The sequence below is a fragment of the Mesorhizobium sp. LSJC269B00 genome (assembly GCF_000502815.1).
Classification (GTDB): Bacteria; Pseudomonadota; Alphaproteobacteria; order Rhizobiales; family Rhizobiaceae; genus Mesorhizobium.
The window spans coordinates 278,205-303,243 of sequence record NZ_AYVN01000002.1; the positions used below are offsets into that span (position 1 = coordinate 278,205).

23 protein-coding genes are annotated in these 25,039 nt (G+C 64.0%); 13 read left to right on the forward strand and 10 right to left on the reverse strand.

What is annotated here, in order from left to right; all coding sequences use genetic code 11:
* Positions 1-55 precede the first annotated feature (55 nt).
* Complete coding sequence (locus tag X771_RS1000000167935; protein ID WP_196814892.1) at positions 56-214, forward strand: hypothetical protein; 159 nt, start codon at positions 56-58, stop codon at positions 212-214.
* 10 nt (positions 215-224) lie between these two features.
* On the opposite strand, the gene X771_RS159025 is transcribed toward X771_RS1000000167935, so the two are convergent.
* From X771_RS159025 to X771_RS159010, 4 genes are all read right to left on the reverse strand, one after another.
* Positions 225-1,325, reverse strand: a complete 1,101-nt coding sequence (locus X771_RS159025; protein ID WP_033001348.1) for an alcohol dehydrogenase family protein — start codon at positions 1,323-1,325, stop codon at positions 225-227.
* Between the two features lie 17 nt (positions 1,326-1,342).
* Complete coding sequence (locus tag X771_RS159020; protein WP_023686964.1) at positions 1,343-2,722, reverse strand: aspartate aminotransferase family protein; 1,380 nt, start codon at positions 2,720-2,722, stop codon at positions 1,343-1,345.
* A 31-nt stretch (positions 2,723-2,753) separates the two neighbouring features.
* Positions 2,754-4,247 (reverse strand): NAD-dependent succinate-semialdehyde dehydrogenase, encoded by a 1,494-nt coding sequence (locus X771_RS159015; RefSeq protein ID WP_023686965.1) that lies wholly within the window; start codon positions 4,245-4,247, stop codon positions 2,754-2,756.
* Between the two features lie 129 nt (positions 4,248-4,376).
* Positions 4,377-4,865: an Lrp/AsnC family transcriptional regulator gene (locus X771_RS159010; protein WP_023686966.1), complete on the reverse strand. Its 489-nt coding sequence runs from the start codon at positions 4,863-4,865 to the stop codon at positions 4,377-4,379.
* 82 nt (positions 4,866-4,947) lie between these two features.
* Here X771_RS159010 and X771_RS159005 point away from each other — a divergent pair, with 82 nt between their 5' ends.
* The 10 genes from X771_RS159005 (at position 4,948) to doeB (ending at position 15,047) form a co-directional block, all read left to right on the forward strand.
* Positions 4,948-6,333, forward strand: coding sequence for a PLP-dependent aminotransferase family protein (locus tag X771_RS159005; RefSeq protein ID WP_023686967.1), 1,386 nt, complete (start codon positions 4,948-4,950; stop codon positions 6,331-6,333).
* A gap of 124 nt (positions 6,334-6,457) precedes the next feature.
* A complete protein-coding gene (ehuA, locus tag X771_RS159000) occupies positions 6,458-7,243 on the forward strand; it encodes an ectoine/hydroxyectoine ABC transporter ATP-binding protein EhuA (protein WP_023682675.1) in 786 nt (261 codons plus the stop codon).
* A gap of 63 nt (positions 7,244-7,306) precedes the next feature.
* The gene (gene ehuB, locus X771_RS158995) at positions 7,307-8,158 is read left to right on the forward strand and encodes an ectoine/hydroxyectoine ABC transporter substrate-binding protein EhuB (protein ID WP_023686968.1); all 852 of its coding nucleotides are present in this window, start codon (positions 7,307-7,309) and stop codon (positions 8,156-8,158) included.
* 206 nt (positions 8,159-8,364) lie between these two features.
* Positions 8,365-9,024 (forward strand): ectoine/hydroxyectoine ABC transporter permease subunit EhuC, encoded by a 660-nt coding sequence (ehuC, locus tag X771_RS158990; RefSeq protein WP_023686969.1) that lies wholly within the window; start codon positions 8,365-8,367, stop codon positions 9,022-9,024.
* Positions 9,025-9,058: 34 nt separating this feature from the next.
* Positions 9,059-9,718, forward strand: coding sequence for an ectoine/hydroxyectoine ABC transporter permease subunit EhuD (gene ehuD, locus X771_RS158985; protein ID WP_023686970.1), 660 nt, complete (start codon positions 9,059-9,061; stop codon positions 9,716-9,718).
* Between the two features lie 7 nt (positions 9,719-9,725).
* A complete protein-coding gene (eutA, locus tag X771_RS158980; RefSeq protein WP_023686971.1) occupies positions 9,726-10,505 on the forward strand; it encodes an ectoine utilization protein EutA in 780 nt (259 codons plus the stop codon).
* 5 nt (positions 10,506-10,510) lie between these two features.
* Positions 10,511-11,497 (forward strand): hydroxyectoine utilization dehydratase EutB, encoded by a 987-nt coding sequence (gene eutB, locus X771_RS158975; protein WP_023686972.1) that lies wholly within the window; start codon positions 10,511-10,513, stop codon positions 11,495-11,497.
* Positions 11,498-11,729: 232 nt separating this feature from the next.
* Positions 11,730-12,722, forward strand: coding sequence for a cyclodeaminase (locus X771_RS158970; protein WP_023686973.1), 993 nt, complete (start codon positions 11,730-11,732; stop codon positions 12,720-12,722).
* Positions 12,723-12,858: 136 nt separating this feature from the next.
* A complete protein-coding gene (doeA, locus tag X771_RS158965) occupies positions 12,859-14,037 on the forward strand; it encodes an ectoine hydrolase DoeA (RefSeq protein WP_023667880.1) in 1,179 nt (392 codons plus the stop codon).
* Between the two features lie 5 nt (positions 14,038-14,042).
* Positions 14,043-15,047 (forward strand): N(2)-acetyl-L-2,4-diaminobutanoate deacetylase DoeB, encoded by a 1,005-nt coding sequence (gene doeB / locus X771_RS158960; RefSeq protein ID WP_023686974.1) that lies wholly within the window; start codon positions 14,043-14,045, stop codon positions 15,045-15,047.
* A 25-nt stretch (positions 15,048-15,072) separates the two neighbouring features.
* Here the strand turns inward: doeB and X771_RS158955 are convergent, their stop codons facing one another.
* Both X771_RS158955 and X771_RS158950 read right to left on the reverse strand, forming a co-directional pair.
* On the reverse strand, positions 15,073-16,569 hold the full coding sequence (locus X771_RS158955; RefSeq protein WP_023686975.1) for an aldehyde dehydrogenase family protein: 1,497 nt from the start codon (positions 16,567-16,569) through the stop codon (positions 15,073-15,075).
* Between the two features lie 532 nt (positions 16,570-17,101).
* The gene (locus tag X771_RS158950) at positions 17,102-18,619 is read right to left on the reverse strand and encodes a winged helix-turn-helix domain-containing protein (protein ID WP_031202454.1); all 1,518 of its coding nucleotides are present in this window, start codon (positions 18,617-18,619) and stop codon (positions 17,102-17,104) included.
* A gap of 255 nt (positions 18,620-18,874) precedes the next feature.
* Here X771_RS158950 and X771_RS158945 point away from each other — a divergent pair, with 255 nt between their 5' ends.
* Positions 18,875-19,102 carry a DUF1127 domain-containing protein gene (locus X771_RS158945; RefSeq protein ID WP_023686977.1) on the forward strand — a complete coding sequence of 76 codons (228 nt, stop codon included), beginning with the start codon at positions 18,875-18,877 and terminating at the stop codon, positions 19,100-19,102.
* Between the two features lie 102 nt (positions 19,103-19,204).
* Complete coding sequence (locus X771_RS158940; RefSeq protein WP_023686978.1) at positions 19,205-20,386, forward strand: MFS transporter; 1,182 nt, start codon at positions 19,205-19,207, stop codon at positions 20,384-20,386.
* Here X771_RS158940 and X771_RS1000000169700 read toward each other — a convergent pair.
* The 4 genes from X771_RS1000000169700 to X771_RS158930 all read right to left on the reverse strand — a co-directional run bounded on the left by X771_RS1000000169700 (position 20,377) and on the right by X771_RS158930 (position 24,966).
* The gene (locus tag X771_RS1000000169700; RefSeq protein ID WP_023686979.1) at positions 20,377-20,511 is read right to left on the reverse strand and encodes a hypothetical protein; all 135 of its coding nucleotides are present in this window, start codon (positions 20,509-20,511) and stop codon (positions 20,377-20,379) included. The genes X771_RS158940 and X771_RS1000000169700 overlap by 10 nt on opposite strands.
* A gap of 204 nt (positions 20,512-20,715) precedes the next feature.
* Positions 20,716-20,880: a DUF3309 family protein gene (locus X771_RS1000000166400; RefSeq protein WP_023667887.1), complete on the reverse strand. Its 165-nt coding sequence runs from the start codon at positions 20,878-20,880 to the stop codon at positions 20,716-20,718.
* A 367-nt stretch (positions 20,881-21,247) separates the two neighbouring features.
* Entirely contained in the window at positions 21,248-23,134 is a 1,887-nt protein-coding gene (locus X771_RS158935) for an ABC transporter ATP-binding protein (protein ID WP_023686980.1), read from the reverse strand.
* Positions 23,134-24,966: an ABC transporter ATP-binding protein gene (locus tag X771_RS158930; RefSeq protein WP_245262523.1), complete on the reverse strand. Its 1,833-nt coding sequence runs from the start codon at positions 24,964-24,966 to the stop codon at positions 23,134-23,136. Before X771_RS158930 ends, X771_RS158935 begins: the two co-directional genes overlap by 1 nt.
* Positions 24,967-25,039: the final 73 nt, after the last annotated feature.

A 25,039-nucleotide genomic window follows, 5' to 3' on the forward strand; every position in this document is an offset into this window, starting at 1 on the left:
CTATGTCTCAAGCGCCGACAATTCGCCGCCGGCTTTCAACTCGACGACGCCGCCTATGCCAGCCGCGCGTCGCTGCGATGGCGGCTGGGGCGGCGCCCTCGGTTTTGCCGATCCCGGCGCCGGTGTCGGATTCGGCTACGTCACCAACCGCATGCTGGGTTTCGACGACTCCACGCCGCAAGGTGTTGATGATGCCGTTTACGACGAGCTCTGACGTAGGGGCGTTATGTGCGGATATTCGGGTTCCACATGGCGTCCGGCACGATCACCAGCTTGCCGACGAAGTCCTTGGCAATAAAGTCTGCCTGCGCCTTGTGAAAATCGGAGAGCCTGTAGACGCCGCCGACCAGCGGCCGGATTTTCTTCGCTTCGATGTATCCAATGATGCGGCGGAAGTCGGCGCGCGTGCCCTGGCTCGATCCGTGCAGTTGCAGCTGCTTGAGATACATGGTCCTGAGATCGAGCTGCACGACCGGGCCGGCGATGGCGCCGGCGGTGGTGTACCGGCCTTCAGGTCGCAGGATGCGCAGCAGGTCGTTGAAGATCGCGCCGCCGACGAGATCGGCGACCACATCGATCGGCTGGTCGCCAGTGGCTTCATTCACGGCGGCGGGAAGATCGGCAACCCCACGGGTAATGACCGCTTCGGCGCCGATGTCGCGCACCGCCTGCTCCTTGCCCTTGCCGACGACCGCATAGGGAATGGCGCCGCGCGCCCGCGCCAGCTGCACGATGCCGGAACCGACGCCGCCCGAGGCGCCGGTGACCAGCACGCGTTCGCCGGCTTTCAGCCCGGCGCGCTCCAGCATCTGTTCGCCGGTGAGGTAGGCGCAGCAGAAGGTGGCGAGTTCGACGTCGCTCATGTCAGTATCGACGAAATGCGCATTCTCGCCCGGCACCGTCTGGTACTCGGCGTACCCGCCGTCGCGACCGTGGCCCATATAGTCGATGTCGGCGAGCGAATCGTCGTCGCGGTTGTAGATCGAAAAGTCGACCATTACCCGTTCGCCGATACGGCCCGGGGAAACGCCTTCGCCGACGGCAGCGATGGTGCCGACCGTGTCGGTGCCCTGGATGCGCGGGAAGGTAAGCGTGTTGCCTTGCCGCCGCCACGTCGACACGGCGGTAGCGTCCTCCTCCGTGCCATAGGCGCCCTGGCGTACCCAGACATCGGTGTTGTTCATACCGCAAGCGCTGACCTTAACCAGCACCTCGCCGGCGGCAGGCACAGGCACTTTCACATCGCTGCGATAGACGAGCTTTTCCGGTCCGCCATGCCCGGTGAGCAGCACGGCGGCCATGGTGGCGGGGAGGGTCTTGGTCATGGCATTCACGGTCGATCTCAGAGATTGGAAAACACGCTGTTGACGGCATCGGCGGTTTTGGAAACGACGATGTCGGCTTCCTCACGCGTCAGGCAGAGCGGCGGCGCGAAGCCTAGTATGTCGCCCTGCGGCATGGCGCGGCCGATGACGCCGCTGGCGGCAAGTGCTGTCGCCACTTGCGGCCCGATCTTGAGCGAGGCGTCGAAGAACACCCGGTCGTCCTTGTCGGCGACAAATTCGACCGCCGCCAGCATGCCATCGCCGCGCACGTCGCCGACGTGTCTGTGCCCGCCGACAGCCTTGGTCAGTTCGGCGCGGAAATAAGCGCCGGTCTCACCGGCGTTCGTCACCAGGTCCAGTTCGTCGATCAGTTCGAGATTGGCGACACCTGCGGCGACGCAGATCGGATGCGCGGCATAGGTCCAGCCATGGCCGAGCGAACCAAGCTTGTCGGAGCCCTGCACCAGCACCTGCCACATCTTGTCGGCAACGATGACGCCCGACAGCGGCGCGTAGGCCGAGGTCAGCCCCTTGGCGATGGTGATGAGGTCTGGCTTGATGCCGTAATGGTCGGAGCCGAACATGGTGCCCAGACGGCCGAAGCCCGTCACCACCTCGTCGGCGACCAGCAGCACGTCATACTTCTTCAGCACCGCCTGGATCTTCTCCCAGTAGCCGGCCGGCGGCGGCACGATGCCGCCAGTACCGAGGATCGGCTCGCCGATGAAGGCGGCGACGGTTTCGGGACCTTCGGCCAGGATCATCTCTTCCAGTCTGTCGGCGCAATGCTGCGAGAACTGCTCCTCGCTCATCGAGCGGTCGGCGCGGCGGAAATAGTAGGGCGCTTCGGTGTGCAGGACCGGCGCGCGCGGCAGGTCGAAGGCGTTGTGGAACAGGTCGAGCCCGGTCAGTGATCCCGTCATCACGCCCGAACCGTGATAGCCGCGCCAGCGCGAGATGATCTTCTTCTTCTCCGGCCGCCCAAGCACGTTGTTGTAGTACCAGATCAGCTTGATGTTGGTCTCGTTGGCATCCGAACCCGAGAGGCCGAAATAGACCCTCGACATGCCCTTCGGCGCGCGGTCGATGATCATCTTGGCCAGTGTGATCGAAGCCTCGGTGCCGTGGCCGACATAGGCGTGGTAATAGGCGAGGTTCTTCGCCTGGGTGGCGATGGCATCCGCGATCTTTTGGCGGCCATAGCCGACATTGACGCAATAGAGACCGGCAAAGGCATCGATGCTCTTCTTGCCATTGTTGTCCCAGACGGTGACGCCTTCACCGCCGGCCATGATGCGGGTCGGGCTCTCGCCCCGCGCATGCGTGCCCATATGGGTCGAAGGATGGAAGAAATGGTCGCGATCCCAGGCGTTGAGTTCGTTGGACTGGTCGAGCATTTTTTGACTCCTTGAGAGATGGCCGGACGGACTATGTGACGTCCAGACAGAGGTACTTCAGATCGGTGAAAGCTTCGAGCCCGTGGCGCGAGCCTTCGCGGCCGATGCCGGATTGCTTGACGCCGCCGAAGGGGATCGGCGCTCCGGTGATCTTGACGCGGTTGATGGCGACCATGCCGTAGTCGAGCGCGCGGCCCATACGTTGCTGGCGGGCGCCATTCTCGGTAACGACATAGGCGACGAGGCCATATTCTGTGGCGTTGGCACGGGCGATCACCTCGTCCTCACTGTCGAACGGCGTGACTGCGGCGACCGGCCCAAAGGTCTCCTCGCGCATGATCAGCGCTTCGTCGCTGACATCGGCCAGCAACGTCGGCTGGTAGAACAGCGGCCCGGCCTGATGCCGCTTGCCGCCGGTGAGGCAGCGCGCGCCATGGGCGACGGCATCGGCGACCTGTTCCTCGACCTTGGTCACGGCGCGCTCATGCATCAGCGGTCCGATATCGATCTTTTCGACAAGCCCATTGCCGGTCCGCAGCGCCTCGATGCGCTCGGCAAAGGCGGCGCAGAAGCGATCGTAGATCGGGCGCTGGACATAGATGCGGTTGGCGGCAAGGCAGTCCTGGCCTGACGTTGCAAACTTGGCATCGATGGCAATGCTCACTGCGTTGTCGACATCGGCGTCGGCAAAGACGATCAGCGGCGCATGGCCGCCAAGCTCCATCACCAGCCGCTTCATCGTCGGAGCACACTGTGCGGCGATCAACCGGCCGATCTCCGTCGAGCCGGTAAAACTCATGGCGCGGACGCGCGGGTCTTCGCACATGCGCCCGACGATCGTCGCTGCCTTGCCGGTGATGACGTTGAAGACACCGGCGGGCAGGCCGGCGCGCTCGCCGAGTTCAGCCAGCGCCAGCGCCGACAGCGGCGTCTCCGAGGACGGGTGTGCGACGATGGTGCAGCCGGCGGCGAGTGCGGCGGCCGCCTTGCGGGTCAGCATCGCCGCCGGAAAATTCCAGGGCGTGACGACGCCGACAACGCCGAGCGGCTCGCGCCTCACCATCATCTCGGCATTCGGCAGATGGCTGGTGACGCTCTCGGCGTTGAGGCGCTTTGCCTCTTCGGCATACCATTCGACGAAAGAGGCGGCATAGTCGATTTCGCCGAGCGATTCCTGCAGCGGCTTGCCTTGTTCCAAAGTCATCAGCAGGGCAAGGTCGTCTTTCGCCGCGATGATCAGCTCGAACCATTTTCGCAGAATTCTCGACCGCTCCTGCGGCAGCAGTGACCGCCAAGCCGGGAAGGCACGCGCGGCGGCACCGATTGCCCTTGTCGTTTGCTGCGCATCGAGCGCGGCGACAAACGCGACCGTCGCGCCTGTGGCCGGATCGGTGACTTCAAAGCTTTCGGCCGCTTCGCTCGCGGTCCAATGCCCATCGACATAGGCAAGCTCGCGCAGCAGCCGGCGGTCGGAGAGGCGGTCGAGCGCCTCATGGCGATGCGAGCGGGCAAAATGCGCGGACATGGTCGAGGCCTCCCGGTTCGGACGATGCGGGAAGACTATCCGTCACATGCAGACAGAGAGACTGTTTCGACGCCCTGAAGGAGAGAGACTCTCTCTATTGTGCCGTCCCGACAGACATTCTCTCCGGGCTTATGCCGACGCCGGCAGCAGGTCGGCTATCGGCAGCACGATTTCGTCCTTCACCGTCTTGGTGACGATGTAGGTGAAGTAGCGGTCGATGCCGATCTCGCGCTCCAGCAGGTCGTCGACCAGCCGCTGATAGGCGTCGATGTCGCGCGTCATCACCTTGACCACATAGTCGACGCCGCCGCCCACCGACCAGCAGGCGACGATTTCGGGGATGTCGCGGATGACGCGTTCGAAGCGGTCGAAATCGGCCTGGCGATGGCTGGCCAGCGTCACCTCCATCAACACGGTGGCGACCGGCGCCACCACGCGCATGGCGATCCTGGCGTGGTAGCCCGAGACGATGCCTGCCTTCTCCAGCTTGCGCAGCCGCATCCAGCACGGCGTCGGCGACAGCCCGACCTGTTCGGCCAGCGCCAGCTTGGTGATGCGCCCGTCGCGCTGGATGGCGTCGAGTATCCTGAGGTCGACCGCGTCGAGTTTCGATGTCATCGGCGTCCGCTTTTTGTCGGCATCACCATGACGGCGCATTATTTCGATTGTCAATTGCACTGATTTCGATCTCTATTAAGTCATGACATTATGGCAACCCGACCCTGCGCTCCTCCGCCGGCCAGCCTATCAATCGCTGGCCGACCAGTTCGCCCGCGCCATTCATGACGGGCGGCTGGCCAATGGCGCGCGGCTGCCAACGCATCGAAGGCTGGCAGACGATTTAAAACTGTCGGTGCAGACGGTCAGCCGCGCCTACGAAGAACTGATCCGGCGCGGCCTGATTTCGGGCGAGATCGGCCGCGGCAGCTTTGTCCAGACGCAGCGCCGTGAACCGGAGCCGCCCTATCTGCCGGAGCGCCTCGGCGAGGTCATCGACCTATCGATCCTGAAGCCGGTCTGCGAGCCGATGCATCTGGAGCGGCTGAAGCAGGCGCTGGGCTGGCTGGCCGAAAACCTGCCATCGAGTTCGGCGCTGTCGTTTCGGCCCAACATGGTGTTTCCGCGCCACCGCGCGGTGGCGGTCGAATGGCTGAAACTGTGCGGGCTTGACGTCTCCGCGCAGAATATCAGCCTGACCAACGGCGCCACTGCTGGGATGACCGTAGCGCTGATGAGCGTGGCGCCGCCGGGCTCGACCGTCGCCACCGAGGCTATCGGCCACCACACGCTGGTGCCGCTGGCGCGCTATCTCGGCTTCAACCTGGAAGGCCTGCCGATCGACGGCAATGGCCTGATCCCGGAGGCGTTGGACGAGGTCTGCCGGCTCACCGACATTCGCGCGGTATTCGTGCAACCGTCGGTGATCAACCCGACGGCGACGCTGATGGACGCTCGGCGGCGCGAAGAGATCGCCGCGGTCGCGCGCAAGCACGACATCGCCATCATCGAGAACGATGTGCTGGGTCCGCTGGTCGAGGACCGGCCGCCGCCGGTCGCCGCCTTTGCGCCGGAGCGCACGCTCTACGTCACTTCCTTCACCAAGATCACCGTACCTGGCCTGCGCATCGGCTATCTCGCGGCGCCCGACCGCTATGTCGCCGCCGTTGCCAACCGGCATCTGGTGTCGAACTGGATGGCGACGCCGCTGGTGGCCGAGATCGCCACCAAATGGGTGACCGACGGCACGGCGATGGAACTCGTTCGCTGGCAGCGCGCGGCATTGCGCCGCCGCCAGGACATCGCAGCCGAGGTGCTGGGCGGGGTTGGTTATCGCGCCAGGCGCGAAGGGCTGCATGTCTGGTTGCAACTGCCCGCGGACCGTGCCGAGGAAAGCTTCGTCGCCCAGGCCCGCCTGCAAGGCGTGGCGATCGCGCCCGGCACCTCCTTCCGCATCTCGGATGCGCCCTGGCATCCGGCGGTGCGCATCTCGCTCGGCTCGACCACCGAGGGGGAACTGCGCGCCGGCCTCGGCGTTGTCACCAAGTTGCTGCTTGGCGATCCGGAGCATCTGCTGCTCGCAATCTAAGCGGGAATTGCTCTGGAATCATGCAGTGCCGGAAATATTGTCATGATTTTATTTTCCCAATTGACATGATTTGGCGCGTTCCGCATCGTTAAGGGCACAGGCTTCTCCAGCAGGGGAAATTCATTTGTCCTCACCCATCATCAAGGTCGACGCCATTTCGAAGAGCTTCGGCTCGTTCAAGGTACTGGACGGCCTGTCGATGCAGGTCATGCCCGGCGAGAAGCTGGCGCTGATCGGCCCGTCCGGCTCGGGCAAGACGACGATCCTGCGAATCCTGATGACGCTGGAGAAGATCGACGGCGGCCATATCCAGATCGATGGCGAGCAGCTCTATCACATGGAGCGCAACGGCCAGCTGCTGCCCGCCGACGAGCGGCACCTGACCAAGATGCGGCAGAAGATCGGCATGGTCTTCCAGCTGTTCAATCTGTTTCCGCACAAATGCGTCATGGATAACGTCACGCTGGCGCCGATGCTGACCAAGGGCACGCCTCGCGCCGCCGCTGAAAAGCGGGCCATGGAACTGCTCGACATGGTCGGCATGGCCGACAAGGCGAAGTCGATGCCGGCGCAGCTGTCCGGCGGCCAGAAGCAGCGCGTGGCGATTGCCCGTGCGCTGGCATTGTCGCCGAAGATCATGCTGTTCGACGAGGTGACGTCGGCCCTCGATCCGGAGCTGGTCGAGGAGGTGATGAATGTCATGCGCAAGCTCGCCGCAGAGACCGACATGACCATGCTGCTGGTCACCCACGAGATGGGCTTTGCCCACGACTTCGCCGACCGCGTGCTGTTCTTCGACCGCGGCAAGATCGTCGAAGAGGGCAAACCAGACGAGATTTTCCGCCATCCAAAGCAGGAGCGCACGCAAGGCTTCCTGAAGAAGATCATCGCAGCCGGACATCGTGTCTGACCGCTTTGCGGGGCGGAAGACCGCCCCAGACAAAACCAAGAAGACAACAAGGAGTTGGGAACAATGAAGAAACTTGGCATTCTGGCCGGCGTCGCCGGTCTCGCACTGACGGCGGTGCTCGCCGCGTCGAGCACCGGTTCGGCCGATGACGGCAAGCTCGAGCAATTGAAGGCACAGGGCTTTGCCCGCGTCGCCATCGCCAACGAGCCGCCCTATACTGCGGTCGCTGCCGACGGCAAGGTTTCGGGTGCGGCGCCCGACGTGGCGCGCGAGGTCTTCAAGCGCCTCGGTGTTGCCGACATCGTCGCTTCCATTTCGGAGTATGGCGCGATGATTCCCGGCCTGCAGGCCGGCCGCTTCGACGTCGTCACCGCCGGCCTGTTCATGAAGCCGGAGCGTTGCGCGGCGGTCGTCTATTCCGAGCCGGTGCTGTGCGACGCCGAGGCGATGCTGGTGAAGAAGGGCAATCCGAAGGGCTTCAAGAGCTACGAGGACGTCGCCAAGGACACGTCGGCCACCATCGGCGCGCCGGGCGGCGGCACCGAGGAGAAGCTGGCGCTCAACGCCGGCGTGCCGCGCGAGCGCGTCATCGTCGTGCCGGACGGCCAGAGCGGCCTGAAGATGCTGCAGGACGGTCGCATCGATGCCTATTCGCTTCCCGTCCTGTCGATCAACGACCTCGTCAAGAAAGCCAACGATCCGAACCTCGAAGTCATCGCCCCGGTGGTCGGCGCGCCGGTCTATTGCGACGGCGCCGCCTTCAAGAAAGGCGATGAGGCCCTGCGCGATGCCTTCGATGTCGAGCTCGCCAAGCTGAAGAAATCCGGCGAGTTCGCCAAGATCATCGAGCCCTACGGCTTCTCGGCCGCAGCCGCGATGTCGACCACGCGGGACAAGCTCTGCGCGGCGAAATAGCGCCGTTTTTGCCTTCTCCCTGTTCACGGGGAGAAGGTGGCCCGAAGGGCCGGATGAGGGGCGGCGCCAAGTTCTGAGAATTTAGCGCTGCCCCTCATCTGCCTGCCCGTCCTCCGCAGCAGCTGCGCTGCAGCTTCGGAGGGTGGACTGGCATCTTCTCTCCGTGAACGGGGAGAAGGAAGCTAACCGCCAACGTTGGAACCCGAATGACCCAGTGGTCCGGCTACCTCGGCCTCATATTGCAGGGAGCGCTTGTCACCATCGAGCTGACGCTGATGGGGTCGGTGCTCGCCCTGATCATGGCCTTCCTCGCCGGCATGGGCCGCGTGTCGCGCTTCTTTGCGCTGCGCTGGCTGGCCACCGCCTATATAGAATTCTTCCGCGGCACCTCGATCTTCGTGCAGCTGTTCTTTGCCTATTTCGTGTTGCCGTTGATCGGCCTCGAACTGACCCCGCTGCAGGCGGGTGTGCTGGCGCTGGGCCTCAATGTCGGCGCCTATGCGGCCGAGGTGGTACGCGGCGCCATCCAGTCGGTCGGCCGCGAACAATATGAAGCCTGCATCGCGCTCAACCTCGCCCGCTGGCAAGGTATGCGCCATGTCATCCTGCCGCAGGCGCTGCTGGTCATGCTGCCGACCTTCGGCAACAACGCCATCGAGCTGCTCAAGGCGACCTCCGTGGTGTCGCTGATCTCGCTCGCCGATCTCACCTTTCAGGCGCAGGTCGTGCGCTCGCAGACCGGCAACACGCTGGCGCCGTTCACCACCATCCTGATCATCTATTTCGCCCTGGCGCTGATCATCTCCTGGGGCGTGCGTTCTCTGGAACGCCGCATGGCGCGCGGCCTCGACGGGGTGCGCGTCTGATGGCCAATGCCCTTCTGATAAATTGGGCTTCCTGATGGATTGGGATTGGAACTTCGTCTGGGAGATCCTGCCGACGCTGATCCAGGGCGTGAAGATCACCATCCTGGCAACGCTGCTCGGCTCCGTGCTGGCCGCTATCGTGGGTCTGGGCATCGCGCTGGCGCGACGCTCGCCCAACAAGGTCCTGTCGCGCACCGTCGGCTGGGCGGCCGAATTCATCCGCGGCACGCCACTTCTGGTGCAACTTTATTTCATCTTCTATGTCCTGCCGGATTTCGGCATCCTGTTGCCGCCGCTGGTCGCCGGCGTCATCGGGCTCGGCCTGCACTACGGCACCTACACGGCGGAAGTCTATCGCGCCGGCATCGACAACGTGCCGCGCGGCCAGTGGGAGGCGGCCAAGGCCTGCAATCTGAGCGCCACGCAGACCTGGACCAACATCATCATTCCGCAAGCGATCCCACCGATGATCCCGGCGCTGGCCAATTATTTCATCGCCATGTTCAAGGAGACACCGCTGCTATCGGCAATCACCGTGCTGGAGCTGATGAACCAGGCAAAGAGCGTCGCCAACACCTACTATCGCTACATTGAGCCGATCACGCTGGTCGGCGCTTTCTTCCTCGTCATCAGCCTCTTCTCGGTCGTGCTGCTGCGCTGGCTGGAACATCGCTACGGCAAGATCGAAAGGTAATTCTGAGATGAAACCGCTGCCCGAGATCAGGCTGATGCCGACAAGGCCGGCGCTCGATGCGCGCCCGCTGGAAAAGCGCGTCGGCCTGATCATCCTTGCCACCGACCACACCAGCGAACCGGATTTCCGCCGCATGGTGGCGAGCGAGCGGGTCGGCGTCTATGTCGCGCGCATTCCCTACAAGAATCCGACCACACCCGAGAATCTCCGCAAGATGCAGCCCGAGCTGGCGGCGGGTGCTGCCCTCATCCTGCCCGATGAGCCGCTCGACGCGATCTGCTACTCCTGCACCTCGGCCTCGGTGGTGATTGGCGACGCTGAAATCGAGGCCGCGATCCAGTCTGCCAAGCCGGGTGTTCCCGTCGTCACGCCGCCGATGGCCGGCGTGCGCGGGCTGCAGGCGCTGGGCGCGAAAAAGATCAGCATCCTCACCCCTTACACCGTCGAAACCTCCAGGCCGATGGCGACGTATTTCGGCGAGCGCGGCTTTGAGATCGTCAGCTTCACCTGCCTCGGCTTCGAGGACGATCGCGAGATGGCGCGCATTGCGCCGGCAGCGATCGTCGACCTAGCTCGTGAGGCGACGCATGCGCAGGCCGATGCACTGTTCGTGTCCTGCACCGCATTGCGCGGAGCGCTCGCGGTTCCCGGCATGGAACAGGCGATCGACCGCCCGGTCGTCACCAGCAATCAGGCCAGCGCCTGGAATTGTTTGCGGTTGTGTGGCGACGGGACGTCGCATCCCGAATTTGGCCGTCTGATGACGCTGCCTTTGCCGCGCGATTGACGATCATGACGACAGTCACCCTTAACGATATTCGTGCCGCCCGGGAGCGAATTGCCGGCAAAATCGAACGCACGCCGACAGGGTTATCTCACAGCCTTTCCGAACGACTGGGCATCCCGGTCCACCTCAAGCTTGAACACCGCCAGACCACCGGCAGCTTCAAGCTGCGCGGCGCCTCGAATGCCGTTGCTTCGCTGAGCGCCGAGGAGAAGGCGCGCGGCGTGGTCGCGGCGTCGACCGGCAATCATGGCCGTGCGCTGGCCCATGCCGCGAAGCTCGAAGGCATGCGTGCGGTGATCTGCATGTCGCGACTGGTGCCGGGCAACAAGCTCGACGAAATCCGTCGGCTTGGCGCGGATGTCCGCATCATCGGCAACAGTCAGGACGAGGCGCAGCAGGAGGTCGAACGGCTGGTGGCGCAGGAGGGAGTGGTGATGCTGCCGCCCTTCGACCACCCGGCCATCATCGCCGGGCAAGGCACGCTCGGACTGGAGATGATCGAGCAGGTCCCGGACGCCGCTCTCGTCCTGGTGCAACTCTCCGGTGGCGGCCTTGCTTCGGGCATTGCCGCCGCCGTGAAGGGCGTCAGCCCCGGGACAAAAATCATAGGTGTTTCGATGGCACGTGGTGCTGCGATGAAGGCCAGCCTCGACGCCGGCCGGCCGGTCGAGATCGAGGAGTTGCCGACACTGGCGGATTCGCTCGGCGGCGGCATCGGTCTCGACAACCGGCTGACCTTCGCCATGTGCCGCGATCTGCTCGACGACGTCATCCTGCTCAGCGAGGACGAGATCGCCGCCGGCATCCGCCATGCCTATGAACAGGAGCGCGAGATCGTCGAAGGCGCCGGAGCGGTCGGCATCGCTGCGCTACTCGCCGGCAAGGTCAGGGCGACCGGGCTGGTGGTCGTTCTTCTCTCGGGCCGCAATATCGACATGAACACGCATCGCAAGATCGTCTGCGGTGACGCAATCGCGGAGCGCGCGGCATGAAAACTCTCCCACGCCGAATTCCCGCCCACCCCCCTCTGTCCTGTCGGACATCTCCCCCGCAAGGGGGGAGATCGGCAGCTTCGATGCGGTCGCTGTTCTTGCTGCGCTGGAGATTGGCGAAGGCAGGAGTGCAGTCCTATCTCCCCCCTTGCGGGGGAGATGGCCGGCAGGCCAGAGGGGGGTGTGACGGAACACTATCATTCGCAGTGCGCGCCTTCGCGGAGCGCGTCGCATGAGCCGGATGACGATCCTCACCGAGAAGGAACTGCGCACAATCGTGCCGCTCGATCTCGACGCGGTCGCCTGCGTCGAAAACGCTTTCCGCGCGCTCGCCACATTGCCGGTGGCGATGCCGCCGATCCTGCGGTTGGACATTCACGAGCAGCGCGGCGAGGTCGATGTGAAGTCGGCCTATGTGCCTGGAATAGACGGTTTCGTCGTCAAGATAAGCTCCGGCTTCTTCGACAATCCGAAGCTCGGTCTGCCCAGCGGGGGCGGCATGATGGTGTTGCTCTCGGCAAGAACCGGTGTGGTCGAGGCGCTGCTGCTCGACAATGGCTATCTCACCGATGTCCGCACCGCTGCTGCCGGCGCCGTCGCGGCGAAGCATCTGTCGCGGCCGGATTCGTCCGTCGCCGCAATCTTCGGCGCCGGCGTGCAAGCCGGGCTGCAACTCGAAGCGCTCATGTTGGTGCGGCCGATCGCCGAGGCACGTATCTGGGCGCGCGATGCCGTCAAGGCGGAGGCGGCCGCAGGCGCGCTGCGCGAAAAACTTGGCGTCCTCGTGCGCGCCGAGCCGGATGCAGCCAAAGCAACCATCGGCGCCGACATCATCGTCACCACCACGCCGTCGACCGAGCCGCTGATCAAGGCCGGCTTTGTCGTTGCCGGGCAGCACATCACCGCCATGGGCTCGGATGCCGAACACAAGAACGAGATCGCGCCGGCGATCCTGCGCATGGCCGATCTCTATGTCGCCGACAGCGCCAAGCAGACACGGCGTCTGGGAGAACTGCATCACGCCATCGCATCGGGCGTGATGGGAGCCGATGCCGAGGTCACCGAACTCGGCCAGATCATCGCCGGCGAACGGCACGGAAGGCGCTCACCCAGCGATATCACCATTGCCGACCTCACCGGCACCGGCGTGCAGGATACGGCGATCGCCACGCTCGCTCGCGACCGGGCGCGGGCGGCCAATGCCGGAACCGTTTTCGAGAGCTGATGCTGGCCGCAAGCATGATCCGGAAAAGTGGAAACCGGTTTTCCGATCAGATCATGCTCAAGCAAAAAATTCCTGGAGCCGGATCCAACGAAGTGAAAACGGGCTCCAGGACCCCAACAAACGAGGACCAAGAACAATGCAGCCGAACCTAAAATTCTCGCGTGGCGAATTTGCGGATCGCCTCGCCAAGACGCGAAAAGCCATGGAGGGGAAAGGCGTCGATCTGCTTGTTATCAGCGACCCATCCAACATGGCCTGGCTGACCGGCTATGATGGCTGGTCGTTCTATGTGCATCAGGCGGTGATCGTGCCACCATCGGGCGAGCCGGTCTGGTACGGTCGCGGCCAGGATGCCAATGGCGCCAAGCGCACCGCCTATCTCGCGCATGACAACATCGTCGGCTATGCCGACCACTACGTGCAGTCGACCGAGCGCCACCCGATGGATTTTTTGGCCAGAGTGCTCAGTGATCGCGGCTGGGGCAAGCTGACCATCGGCGTCGAGATGGACAATTACTGGTTCTCGGCTGCCGCCTTCGCCGCGTTGCAGAAGCACCTGCCCAACGCCCGCTTCGTCGACGCGACAGCGCTGGTCAATTGGCAGCGCGCGGTGAAGAGCCCGACTGAAATCGACTATATGCGCAAGGCGGCCCGCATCGTCGAAGCCATGCACCAGCGCATCGTCGACAAGATCCAGGTCGGCATGCGCAAATGCGATCTGGTCGCCGAGATCTACGATGCCGGCACGCGCGGTGTCGATGGCGTCGGCGGCGACTATCCGGCGATCGTGCCGCTGCTGCCGTCGGGCGCCGACGCCTCGGCGCCGCATCTCACCTGGGACGACCAGCCGATGAAGTCGGGCGAGGGCACCTTCTTCGAGATCGCCGGCTGCTACAACCGCTACCATTGCCCGCTGTCGCGCACCGTCTTTCTCGGCAAGCCGACACAGGAATTCCTCGATGCCGAGAAGGCGACACTGGAAGGCATGGAGGCGGGGCTGGCGGCGGCAAAGCCCGGCAATGCCTGCGAGGACATCGCCAACGCCTTTTTCGCCGTGTTGAAGAAATATGGCATCGTCAAGGACAACCGCACCGGCTACTCCATCGGCCTATCCTATCCGCCGGATTGGGGCGAACGCACCATGAGCCTGCGCCCCGGCGACCGCACCGAACTCAAGCCCGGCATGACCTTCCATTTCATGACCGGCCTGTGGCTGGAGACGATGGGACTGGAAATCACCGAGTCCATCCTGATCACCGAAACCGGTGTAGAGTGCCTCGCCAATGTACCGCGCAAACTGGTGGTGAAGAATTGAGCCCGATGCCTAGCCTCCGCCCATCTCCGATCGCGCCGACCGTCGATTTCGACAAGGACGGCGTGCAACATGGTTTCCTGCGCCTGCCCTACAGCCGCGACGACTCGGCCTGGGGCTCGGTGATGATCCCGATCTGCGTCATCCGCAACGGCAAGGGGCCGGCCGCGCTGCTCACCGGCGGCAACCATGGCGACGAGTATGAGGGGCCGCTGGCGCTCTACGATCTTGCCCGCACGCTCGATCCCAAACAGGTCAGCGGCACGGTGATCATTGTGCCGGCGATGAACTATCCGGCCTTCCGCGCCGGCACGCGGACGTCGCCGATCGACAAGGGCAATATGAACCGCAGCTTTCCCGGCCGCCCCGACGGCACGGTGACCGAGAAGATCGCCGACTACTTTCAACGCGAACTGCTGCCGCGCGCCGACCTCGTCTTCGATTTCCACTCCGGCGGCAGGACGCTGGATTTCGTGCCCTTCTGTGCCGCGCACACCGTGCCCGACAAGGCACTGGAGCAGAAAGCCTTCGACGCGGTCGCCGCATTCTCTGCCCCGTTCTCGATGCGCATGATCGAGATCGACTCCGTCGGCATGTATGACACGGCGGCGGAGGAAATGGGCAAGGTCTTCGTCAGCACCGAGCTTGGCGGCGGCGGCACCTCGCGCGCACAGACTGTGCGGATCGCGCGGCGCGGCATCAGCAATGTGCTGCGCCATGCCGGCATTGTTGATGGTGCGGTCGAGAAGGGCAGAACTCAGTGGCTCGACATGCCGTCAGGCGATTGTTTCTCCTTCGCCGAGGAGGACGGCATGATCGAAACCATGGTCGATCTCGGCGAGCCTGTGAAAGAAGGCTCGGTGCTGGCGCGCATCCATTCCACCGGCCGCACCGGCATCGCTCCGCAGGAAATCCGGGCAAAAATGTCCGGCATTCTGGCGGCGCGGCATTTCCCCGGCCTGGTCAAAGCCGGTGACTGCGCCGCCGTCCTGGCCCTTGTGGTTTCATCGTGATTTCGCAGAGTACGCCGCGCGAATATCAGTCGGTCTGGATCCAGACCGACTTGGTCTCCAGATACTCGTGCAGATGCTCGATGCCGCCCTCGCGGCCATAACCCGACATCTTCATGCCGCCGAACGGCACCGCCGGGTCGATGGCATGGTACATGTTGACCCAGACCGAGCCGGCCTTGACCCGGCGCGCAAGCTTGTGCGCGGTGCCCAGATGCGTGGTGAAGATGCCGGCGGCCAGGCCATAGGGCGTCGCATTGGCACGCGCCACCGCTTCGTCGAGCGTGTCGAAGGGCATCGCCGAAATGACCGGGCCGAAAATCTCCTCGCGCGCGATGGTCATCTGGTCCGACACGGCGCCGAAGACCGTCGGTGCAATGAAGTTGCCGCCATCGTAGAGCTCGCCGGTCAGCCGCGAGCCACCGGCGACCAGTTCGGCGCCTTCGTCGCTGCCGGCCCTGATATAGCCCTCCACCTTGCCTGCCTGCCTGGCATTGATGAGCGGTCCGATTTCCGTCTCTGCCTCGATGCCATGGCCGATCCGCAGTCTGCCCGCGAAATCGGCGAGCCGGCGGACGAACTCGTCATGGATTTCGCGCGCCACGAACAGCCGCGAGCCGGCAATGCAGATCTGGCCCGAATGCACGAACACCGCCATCGCCGCGATCGGAACAGCCTTGTCGATGTCGGCGTCGCGGCAGACGATTATCGGCGACTTGCCGCCGAGCTCCAGTGAAACGCGTTTGAGGTTGGCCACGGCTGCCCGCGCGATGGCCTGGCCGGTCAGCGTCGAACCGGTGAAAACGATCTTGTTGACGTCTGGATGTTCGGCGAGCCGCGCACCGGCTTCCGCCCCGGTGCCGGTGACGACGTTGACGACGCCGTCAGGCACGCCGGCTTCCTGCATCAGTTGCGCGATCAGCAGCGGCGTCAGCGACGCATCCTCGGACGGTTTCAGCACGATGGTGCAGCCTGTCGCCAGCGCCGGCGCGATCTTCCAGATCGAGGCGGCGGTCGGCGCGTTCCAGGGAATGATCGCACCAACGACGCCCACCGGCTCGCGCCGGGTGAAGGTGACGATCTCGCCGGGAATCGAATTGTCGATCGTCTCGCCATGCAGCGCCGTCGCCATGCCGGCATAGAAGCGCAGCATGCCGATGACGCGGCGCCGGTTGGCGAGCGTGCGCGTGATCGGCAGTCCCATATCGAGCGTGTCGGAAACGCTGAGCTCTTCCCAATGCGTCTCGAACAGATCGGCGATCCTGAGCAGCACGCACTGCCGCTCGTAGGGTGAGAATTTGGACCATGGGCCTTCGAAGGCCGCGCGTGCGGCGGCCACCGCCACGTCGATATCGGCAGCCCCGCCCCGCGGCACTGTCGCGAGCACCTCGCCTGTTGCCGGATTGAGTGCCTGCATCTCCTGGCCGGACTGCGCCGCGACCCACTTGCCGCCAATGAACATCGGTCGGAATTCGCCATGGTACAACGCCGTGGCCTTCGCCTTCGGGTCGAAGTTCAGCGTCATCTTTTCCTCCTCGCAATTCCGTGGCGACTATTACTCCCGCTGCCGACCTCAAACAAGGAAAGCCGAAGGGCGCTCGGACAATCAGATTGCGCGGACTTCTCGATCACGCCAGCCGCGAGAGCATGATCCCGAAAAGTGGGAACCGGTTTTCGGAAAAGATCGTGCTTCGATAAACAGCATCTAGAAAAATCATCCGGCATCTAGAAAAATCATCGCGAGTTGTCGGAGCGCGTCGCTGAAAGCTCAACGAGGCAAGCCGATCATTGCCCACGGCTACCGCGATGCCGGCATTGCAGACGAGAGCGCAACAGGCAGTCGCCAGCCGCCGCCCAGCGCTCACCCGTGGCCGGATCGATCGTGGCCGTTCCAGCCGGCTTCACCGTGACAGAGGTTTCGCGCGCCGCTTCGCTGCATCGCTGTTGGATGACTGCACGCGGAAGCAAGATCGGTCGAGCGGCCTCGCGACTTGCAAACATTGGCAGGATTGATCCGCAACCGACGGTGCCTGGCATCGATCGAGCACGCCGGTCCGTCACTCCGGAAGGCCGGCCTTTCGGAAGCCATCGACGAAATGGTCGAGCGTGGCAGTGTCGCGGAACGGCTCCGTCTCGACCCAGTGGCGGGTGGTGAAATGTGGGTTCGCGACAAGGAACAGGTCGACCTCGGCGCGCGCCTCGTCGATCCGGCCGAGTTGCGCAAGGCTTGCCGCAAGGAAACGGCGCGAGCTTGTCCGATACGTCTCGTCCCGGCGCGTCGTCTCGACGGCGGCTTCATAGTCGCGCGCCGCATATTGCGCCTGGCCGAGCGTCAGGTAGTACCAGCTTGCCGGAAACGGGTTCAGCCGGAACGCCTTGCCGATATAGTCGAGGCCGTCGTCGACGCGCCCGGCCAGGACCGCGATGTCGGACAATGTCGCCCAGGCATCGGCCTCGTTCGGGTCGAGTTCGAACGCCTTGGCAAATCCCACATCCGCTTCGTCGAATCTGCGCTCATAGGCAAGCAGGTTAGCAAGCACCCAGTGGCAGCCGGCATCGTTGGGATCGATCGCCACAGCCTTGCGCGCCAGTTCCAGGGCAAGGCCGCGGGCAGGCTCAATGGGCTCTCCCCAATGCACCCATCCCATCCAGTGGTTCATGGCAAGCCAGCGATAGGCTTCGGCATAGTCAGGATCGAGCGCAAGCGCGCGCGTCAGCAACAGATGCGCTTCGCGCGCCGTCTCCGGCGAGACGTCGATCAGGTTGCGGGCTCGCACGCACAGATCGTAGGCCTCGAGATTTCGGGGCCGGTTGCGCGGCAGCGGCGCGCGCAGCCGGCCAAGCAGCGCCTCGACGATCTTGGCCGTCACCTCGTCCTGAACGGCAAAAATATCTTCCAGGCCGCGATCGAAGCGGTCTGCCCACAAATGCTCGCCGCTCAGCGCGTCGACCAGCTGGGCGTTGATGCGCACGCGCCCGGCGGCGCGTCTGGCGCTGCCCTCCAAGAGATAGCGCACGCCAAGTTCTCTGGCGACCTCGCGCACATCCACCGCCTTGCCCTTGTAGGCAAAGGTCGAGTTGCGCGCGATGACGAACAGGCCGCCGATCCTCGACAGGTCGGTGATCAGGTCTTCGGTCAACCCGTCGGCGAAGGCTTCCTGCTCGGGGTCGTTGCTGAAATTGGCAAAGGGCAGCACGGCTATCGACGGTTTGGCGGGCAGCGGCAAAGCCTGTCGCTTCTCGTCGCCGAGCTGTTCGATGGCGCCGGCGAAGCGATAGCCGACGCGCGGAACGGTCGATATCCATTCTCCGCCGTTCGTGGCCGGACCCAGCAGCTTGCGCAATTGCGCAATCTGGACGGTGAGGTTGCCTTCCTCAACGGCGGTGCCTGGCCATGCCGCATCCATCAACTCGGCCTTGGCCACAATCTCGCCGGGCCGGGCGACGAGCGCCGCCAGCAGCTGCAGTCCGCGGTGGCCGGCGGCGACGGGAACTTGGTCCCGAAGGAGTGTTCCCGCACCCGGATCAAGCACGAACGGACCAAAGGCAAAGCGCGATCCCTGCATAACGCGCATCTATAGAGCAATTCCAGGGAAGGTGTGAAGGCGGTTTTCCCACGGGAAAGCGCGGCGGAGCGCTTCACGGACGTATGGCGTGAAAACAAAGAGTTGAGCACCTCGCCGTTTCCATGAAACGGCGAGGTGCTCTAGCCAGTTTGGAACTTTTGAGAACTATTTGGCCGGGCTTAATTACGGCGCCGTCCGCATGCGGCAGAGTTCAACCTCTTGCAAGCCGAGGGCTGTCGCCCGTTAAACCGAATGGAGGTTGCCATGAACGATACCCTTGCTTCTGCTCGTGCAGCCTGGCCGGAAAAGGCGGTGTCGCCTCGCCCGCATCTGACGAGCCCGCGGGGCATGATCGCGGCCTGGCGCGAGCGGATACGCTTTCGCTGGGACCTCAAGCAGATGGCGGAGGCCAATCCGCACCTGATCGACGATATCGGTCTGACCAGACGCCAGGTCGAGGCCGAAATCGTAAAACGCTTCTGGCAAGTGTGAGTTGATGTCGCGGATAAGACCCGACCGCCTGTTTGGGCGTGCCGCGGCACTTTGCCGGCATTTGCCCTTGCCGGAACGTGCCGATCCTGCTTCGAAGTCGGCATGAGCGCCGAAGACGCGACGTCACCGCCGGAGAACCACATCGCATGGGCCGCGATGGCCGGCATCATCGCGACAGTTACGGTGTTCGCCATAGCACAGGGGCTGACGTATCCGCTGCTCAGCTTCATCCTGGAACGGCAAGGGACGACACCGGGCCTTATCGGCCTCTCGGCCGCGATGACGCCTCTGGGTTTCATTATATCGTCGCTCTTCACGCCGGCGCTGGTCCGGCGGGTGGGCGCGGCGCGCTTTGCGGTTGTGTGTTCGATCCTGGCAGCAACCGTCCTGATCGCGATTGCCTGGACGCAGGATGTATGGGCCTGGATGCCGTTGCGCTTCCTGCTCGGCTTCTTTGCCAATCCGCTTTACGTGATCAGTGAAACCTGGCTGGTCTCGATCACACCCGCCGCACGCCGAGGCCGCATCATGGGCCTATACTCCTCCATCGTTTCCGCCGGCTTTGGCCTCGGCCCGCTGTCGCTAGGCTTGGTCGGCACGCAAGGATGGCCACCCTTCATCATCGGCAGCGCGGCCTTCCTTGTCTGCGGCCTGATCGTGCTTGCCGTCGCGCCGCGCCTGCCCGACATGCCGCGTGAGGGCGAAGCGGTGTCGGTCGGCGGCTTCTTCGCGCTGGCGCCGCTGCTCTTGTTCGCAGTCCTCACGGCTGCCGCCTTCGAGCAAGTCCTGCTTTCGCTGTTCGCGGTCTATGGTGCCGCGCTCGGCAGCACTGAGCAGCGCATCGCTTCGCTCATCACCTGTTTCATCGCCGGCAATGCCGTGCTGCAGGTCGTGCTTGGGCGCGCCGCCGAACGGTTTGGCTCGAAGCCGATGATGCTGTTCTGTGTCCTGGCTTGCCTGGCCGGTTGTTTGCTGTTGCCGTTGCTCTTCGCTACATGGCTTGTCTGGCCGCTCTTCTTCGTCTGGGGCGGGGTCTCGTTCGGGATCTACACGCTGTCGCTGATCCAGCTCGGCGAGCGTTTCACCGGTCAAGCCTTGATCGCCGGCAATGCCGCCTTCGCGTTCGTATGGGGGGTAGGCGGCATCGTCGGCTCACCCGTGGCCGGGCTGGCGATGCAACTGACCGGACATCAGGGACTGCCATTGTCGCTTGGCCTGCTGTGCTGCGTGCTGGTGGTGTTTCTGCTGGCGGAGTTACGGCGGGTTGACCGCGTTCAGGCGTAAGGCGTGCCTGCCATTGCGGCCTTCAGGCCGATGCTGCCCTTGTCGACAAGAGCGAGAAAGGCCGAACCCGCCTCGTCGCCGTCCTGGGTTTCTCGAAGCGTCCGATCCGCCTCGATGAACGCCACGGCCGCCAGGCGGGTGTCGGGGTCTGCAGCTTACGCCCGCCGCCTTAGGATAGTGCCACCATTAGGATATCCCAGCTCGTCGCGTTCGCTCGCGCCGACGCCGGCCCAGTGTTTCCGGACCAGCAATGTCTTCAGCTGCCATGTCTTCAACCTCGATGTCAGGCGAAAACGCGGCCTTAGAACTCGGCGGCCGCCAATGGCGACCTATATTCGCCCGAGAACAACCAGAATGATCACGATGATCAGCACCAGCCCGAGGCCACCGCCGCCATAGTAACCAGTGCCGTAAAACGGGCCGCCGCCGAGGCCGCTGAAGCCGCCGAGCAACGCGATGATCAGGATGATAATAAGAATGGTACCCAGGCCCATATGCCGTCTCCTTCGCTGCCGCGCCGTTCACGGCGCGGCTCGGAGAACTAAACTCCCAGCAAGCCTTCCTGTTCCCCGGCGATTTTCATCCGACGGCTAAGGAACGAAAGCCATCATCACGGCGTTTGCTGAGGTTCAGGCGCAAGCTCGGCGTGCCATCGCGCGCGCTGGGCGGCGCGTAGAATTCAGAATTTGCGCGGGATCGCCCTTAAGGCGGCCGGCGGCTCGTCCACCCGAACGCGCCGGCAGGCGTGACGCCGGGCTTACGCTGGAAGGCGAGCTGAAACGTGTCGACATCTGAAGCCGAATTGGTCGACGACGAGTTTTGGCCCCGCACCATTTCCAGTCGAGCCGAACCGGCAGCAGCTCACGTCGCCTTGCCGGCCAGCGCGCCTATGTCTTCCTCGGCAATATCGTCGAACGATACGTAGTTCATGTTGTAGAGCCTGGCATAGAGGCCCTTGGCCGCCATCAGCTGCTCGTGGTTGCCGCTCTCGACGATCTCGCCGTTCTGTAAGACGATGATGCGATCGGCGCCGCGTATGGTCGCCAGCCGGTGCGCGATGACCAGCCCGGTGCGGCCTTCCAGCAGCGTGACCAGTGCCTTCTGGATCAGCATCTCGGTGTAGGAATCGATGCTCGCCGTCGCCTCGTCCAGCACCAGGATTTTCGCATCCGCCACCAGTGCGCGTGCAAAGCTGATCAGCTGGCGCTGGCCGAGGGACAGATTGCCGCCGCGCTGTTCGAGCTCGGTGTCGTAGCCGTCGGGCAAATGCTCGATGAAGTCGTGCGCGCCAACGGCTTGCGCGGCGCGCACAACCTCTTCGCGGGTGGCCTCGGTCTTCTGGTAGCGGATATTTTCCAGCACCGTGCCGGAAAAAAGGAACGGCTCCTGCAGCACCATCGCCACCTGGTCGCCGAGCGAATCCTGCCTGACGTCACGGACATCGTGGCCGCCGACCCGCACCTCGCCCGACCAGACATCATAGAAGCGGTGCACCAGCGCCATGCAGCTCGACTTGCCCGAACCGGTCGGACCGACAAGCGCAACCGTCTCGCCGGGATTGACGCGGAAGGACATGTTTTTCAGCACCGGCTGGTTCTGCCGGTAGCCGAAGGTGACGTTCCTGAACTCGACCGAACCGTCCATGTCGCGCGTCAGCGCCACCGCGCCTTGTCTGTCGCTGACATCGACCGGCACGTCGAGCACTTCGGAAATTCGCTGGCCCGACGCCATGGCACGCTGCATGACCGAGTACTGCATGGTGAGCGAGCGGATCGGGTCGAAGAAGCGCTGGATATAGAACAGGAACGCCACCATGACGCCGATGTCGAGGCTGTGCGACAGCACCATCGAGCCGCCGACGACGATCACGGTTGCCATCGCAATGCCGGTCAGCGTGTCGACGATCGGCACCATCACCTGCGCATATTTGGCCGAGGTCAGGTGAGCCCTGAGATTGGCCAGCACCTTCTCGTCATAAAGGTCGAAATTGACGTGCTGGCGCTCCAGGCTCTGCACCGTGCGAACGCCATGGATGCCTTCGGCCAGCGCGCCATTGGCGATCGAGTTGGTCTCATGCGCGGCCATGAAGGCGATCTTGGCGCGCGGCAGCCAGAACAGGCGCACGATGAACAACGCCGGCATGGTCGACAGCGTCAGCAGACCGAGCCGGAAATCGAGCCACAACAGAACGCTGACGATGCCGAACAGCAGCACGATGTCGCCCACCGACATCACCGAGGTCTCGAGGAATTCCTGCATGGAATTGACGTCGCCCTGCAGGCGCGACATCAGCCGGCCCACCTCGGTCTTGTCCATGAAGCTCAGCGAGACGCGCTGCAGATGGCTGAACATGGCGCGGCGCAAATCCGACAGCACATTCTCGGCCACCTTGCCGACGACGCTTTCCTGGACATAGCTGGCGGCATAGTTGATCAGGATGATCAGGGCGAAGGCACCGATCGCCCAGTTCATGACGGAGCTGTCGGCCTTGCCCGCCGCCATGCCGTGGTCAATGGCGTAACGGATGACCAGCGGGATCGCCAATTGCGTCAGAGTGAACACCAAAACGGCGGCCACCGAGATGAAGATCCGGCCCTGGTACGGTCTCACGAAGCTCCAGATGCGGCGCACGATGCGCGGATCGTAGACCTTGCCGAAGACCTCTTCCTCGTCGCGGTGCGAACCGACGACGGCCCTGGTGGGCCGCCGGCTGGTGTCTTCTTTTTCGTCGTGACCCGGTGTCGACATTATGCGGTTCCCACCGCCACCGGCAAATCGTCGTCCGGCCGCAGCTGCAGGTCGTAAAGCGCGCGGTAGCGACCACCCAGCGCCAGCAATTCCTGGTGCGTGCCGCGCTCGGCGATGCGGCCATTCTCGATGAACAGGATCTGGTCGGCATGCATCAGCGAACTCAGCCGGTGCGAGATGATCAGCGTCACGCGGTCCTTGGCGAAGCGCTTCATCGCGGTGCGGATTCGCTGCTCGGTGCCGGCGTCGACAGCCGCGGTGGAATCGTCGAAGACCAGCACCGAAGGCCGCAGCATCAGGGTGCGGGCGATGGTCAGGCGCTGCCGCTGGCCGCCGGAAAGCGATGAGCCGCGCTCGCCCACGACCGTGGTGTAGCCGGCCGGAAGCCCGATGATGTAATTGTGCAACTGGGCGTATTCAGCCGCCTGCCCGATGCGGGTCTCGCGCGCCCAGGGATTTCCATAGGCGATGTTGTTTTCGATCGAGGTGGTGAACAGGAAGGCGTCCTGCTGCACGACGCCGACCGCCTTGCGCAACGATTGCAGCGTGACCTCGCGTATATCCTGCCCGTCGATGGTGATCGCGCCTGACGTCACATCGTAGAAGCGCGGGATCAGATGCGCGATGGTCGACTTGCCGCTGCCCGGCGAGCCGACAATGCCGACGGTCTCGCCGGACCTGGCCTCGAAGGAAATGCCCGACAGCGCCGGCCGGCCGCCGGCGCCCGCGTAGCGGAAGCCGACATTGTCGAAGCGCAGCAAGCCTTCGGTGACCACGAGATCCTTGGCATCAGGCGCATCCTCGATGTCAAGTTCGGCGTCAAGCAGTTCGAACAGCCTTGTGCCGCAGGTCGAGGCGCGGGCGAACGAGTTGACCATCAGCCCGAGCTGGCGCACCGGCATCTGCAGGATGGTCATGAAGGTGAGGAACTGCGCCAGCGTGCCGACGCTGATCTGGCCCGCGATCACCTTCTGGCCACCGAACCACAGCACCAGGCCCATGGCCGCCAGGAAAGAAAAATTCATGGCGCTGGTGTTAGAGACGCGGATGTCGACGCGCTGGTCGGCAAGCTCCAGCGCCGACTTCTTGGCGCGGTCGAATTTTTCCAGCTCATGCCGCTGCGCCGCAAAGGCGCGCACGACGCGGATTCCGCCGAGGTTCTCGTCCATCACCCGGCTCAGCACTGACAGCCGCTCCTGCAGCGTCAGCCAGGTGCTGCGCAGCCTGAGCTGTGTGACCGAGGAGCGCCAGGCGACGAACGGCACGAAACTCAGACTGAGCAGCCCGAGCTCGAGATCGGTGCTGATCAGGAGATAGGAGCCGACGCCGATCAGCACGCCGAGCAGCACCACGCGCAATATGCCGGTGGAAAAGAACATGCGCACGCCGTCGAGGTCGAGCAGGCCAAGCGTAATCAGGTCGCCGGTATGCACCCGGTCATGGAAGGAGAAGCTCAGCCGCTGGATCTTCTCGTAGAAGGCCAGGCGCAGCTCATAGCCGGTGCGGTGGCCAACGGCCTCGCCATAATAATTCTGCGCCATGGTGAAGAGGCCGCGCAGAATGCTGACGACGAGCAAGGTGATCGCCGTCGTCCACAGCGCCTGCTCAGCCGCCGCGCCGCCGCCTCCAGCCATCACGCCTTGCGCCTGGTCGATGGCGTGGCCCAGCAGGCGCGGGATGAACAGCTGCAGCGTCGCGGCGATGAAGGTCGAGGCGATGGTGATCGCAACCTGCCAGGGATGGCGCAACGTCATGCGCAGGATGCGCAGCAGCGTGCTGAGGCCCTTGCCCCAGGACGCCTCCGCCACATGGGCAAACGATTTGCCGCGCATCGCTGCGCCGCGGGTTGCATCCATTGCCAAGGAAAATACCCAATCCGATCCGGACATTAGCCCAGACGAATGA

Bases quoted from the DNA above. Each gene is read 5' to 3' on its own strand.
- X771_RS1000000167935 (WP_196814892.1), top strand. From the start codon at position 56: ATGCCAGCCGCGCGTCGCTGCGATGGCGGCTGGGGCGGCGCCCTCGGT.
- X771_RS159025 (WP_033001348.1), bottom strand. From the start codon at position 1,325: ATGACCAAGACCCTCCCCGCCACCATGGCCGCCGTGCTGCTCACCGGG.
- X771_RS159020 (WP_023686964.1), bottom strand. From the start codon at position 2,722: ATGCTCGACCAGTCCAACGAACTCAACGCCTGGGATCGCGACCATTTC.
- X771_RS159015 (WP_023686965.1), bottom strand. From the start codon at position 4,247: ATGTCCGCGCATTTTGCCCGCTCGCATCGCCATGAGGCGCTCGACCGC.
- X771_RS159010 (WP_023686966.1), bottom strand. From the start codon at position 4,865: ATGACATCGAAACTCGACGCGGTCGACCTCAGGATACTCGACGCCATC.
- X771_RS159005 (WP_023686967.1), top strand. From the start codon at position 4,948: ATGACATTATGGCAACCCGACCCTGCGCTCCTCCGCCGGCCAGCCTAT.
- ehuB (WP_023686968.1), top strand. From the start codon at position 7,307: ATGAAGAAACTTGGCATTCTGGCCGGCGTCGCCGGTCTCGCACTGACG.
- ehuC (WP_023686969.1), top strand. From the start codon at position 8,365: ATGACCCAGTGGTCCGGCTACCTCGGCCTCATATTGCAGGGAGCGCTT.
- ehuD (WP_023686970.1), top strand. From the start codon at position 9,059: ATGGATTGGGATTGGAACTTCGTCTGGGAGATCCTGCCGACGCTGATC.
- eutA (WP_023686971.1), top strand. From the start codon at position 9,726: ATGAAACCGCTGCCCGAGATCAGGCTGATGCCGACAAGGCCGGCGCTC.
- eutB (WP_023686972.1), top strand. From the start codon at position 10,511: ATGACGACAGTCACCCTTAACGATATTCGTGCCGCCCGGGAGCGAATT.
- X771_RS158970 (WP_023686973.1), top strand. From the start codon at position 11,730: ATGAGCCGGATGACGATCCTCACCGAGAAGGAACTGCGCACAATCGTG.
- doeA (WP_023667880.1), top strand. From the start codon at position 12,859: ATGCAGCCGAACCTAAAATTCTCGCGTGGCGAATTTGCGGATCGCCTC.
- doeB (WP_023686974.1), top strand. From the start codon at position 14,043: ATGCCTAGCCTCCGCCCATCTCCGATCGCGCCGACCGTCGATTTCGAC.
- X771_RS158955 (WP_023686975.1), bottom strand. From the start codon at position 16,569: ATGACGCTGAACTTCGACCCGAAGGCGAAGGCCACGGCGTTGTACCAT.
- X771_RS158950 (WP_031202454.1), bottom strand. From the start codon at position 18,619: ATGCGCGTTATGCAGGGATCGCGCTTTGCCTTTGGTCCGTTCGTGCTT.
- X771_RS158945 (WP_023686977.1), top strand. From the start codon at position 18,875: ATGAACGATACCCTTGCTTCTGCTCGTGCAGCCTGGCCGGAAAAGGCG.
- X771_RS158940 (WP_023686978.1), top strand. From the start codon at position 19,205: ATGAGCGCCGAAGACGCGACGTCACCGCCGGAGAACCACATCGCATGG.
- X771_RS1000000166400 (WP_023667887.1), bottom strand. From the start codon at position 20,880: ATGGGCCTGGGTACCATTCTTATTATCATCCTGATCATCGCGTTGCTC.
- X771_RS158935 (WP_023686980.1), bottom strand. From the start codon at position 23,134: ATGTCGACACCGGGTCACGACGAAAAAGAAGACACCAGCCGGCGGCCC.
- X771_RS158930 (WP_245262523.1), bottom strand. From the start codon at position 24,966: ATGCGCGGCAAATCGTTTGCCCATGTGGCGGAGGCGTCCTGGGGCAAG.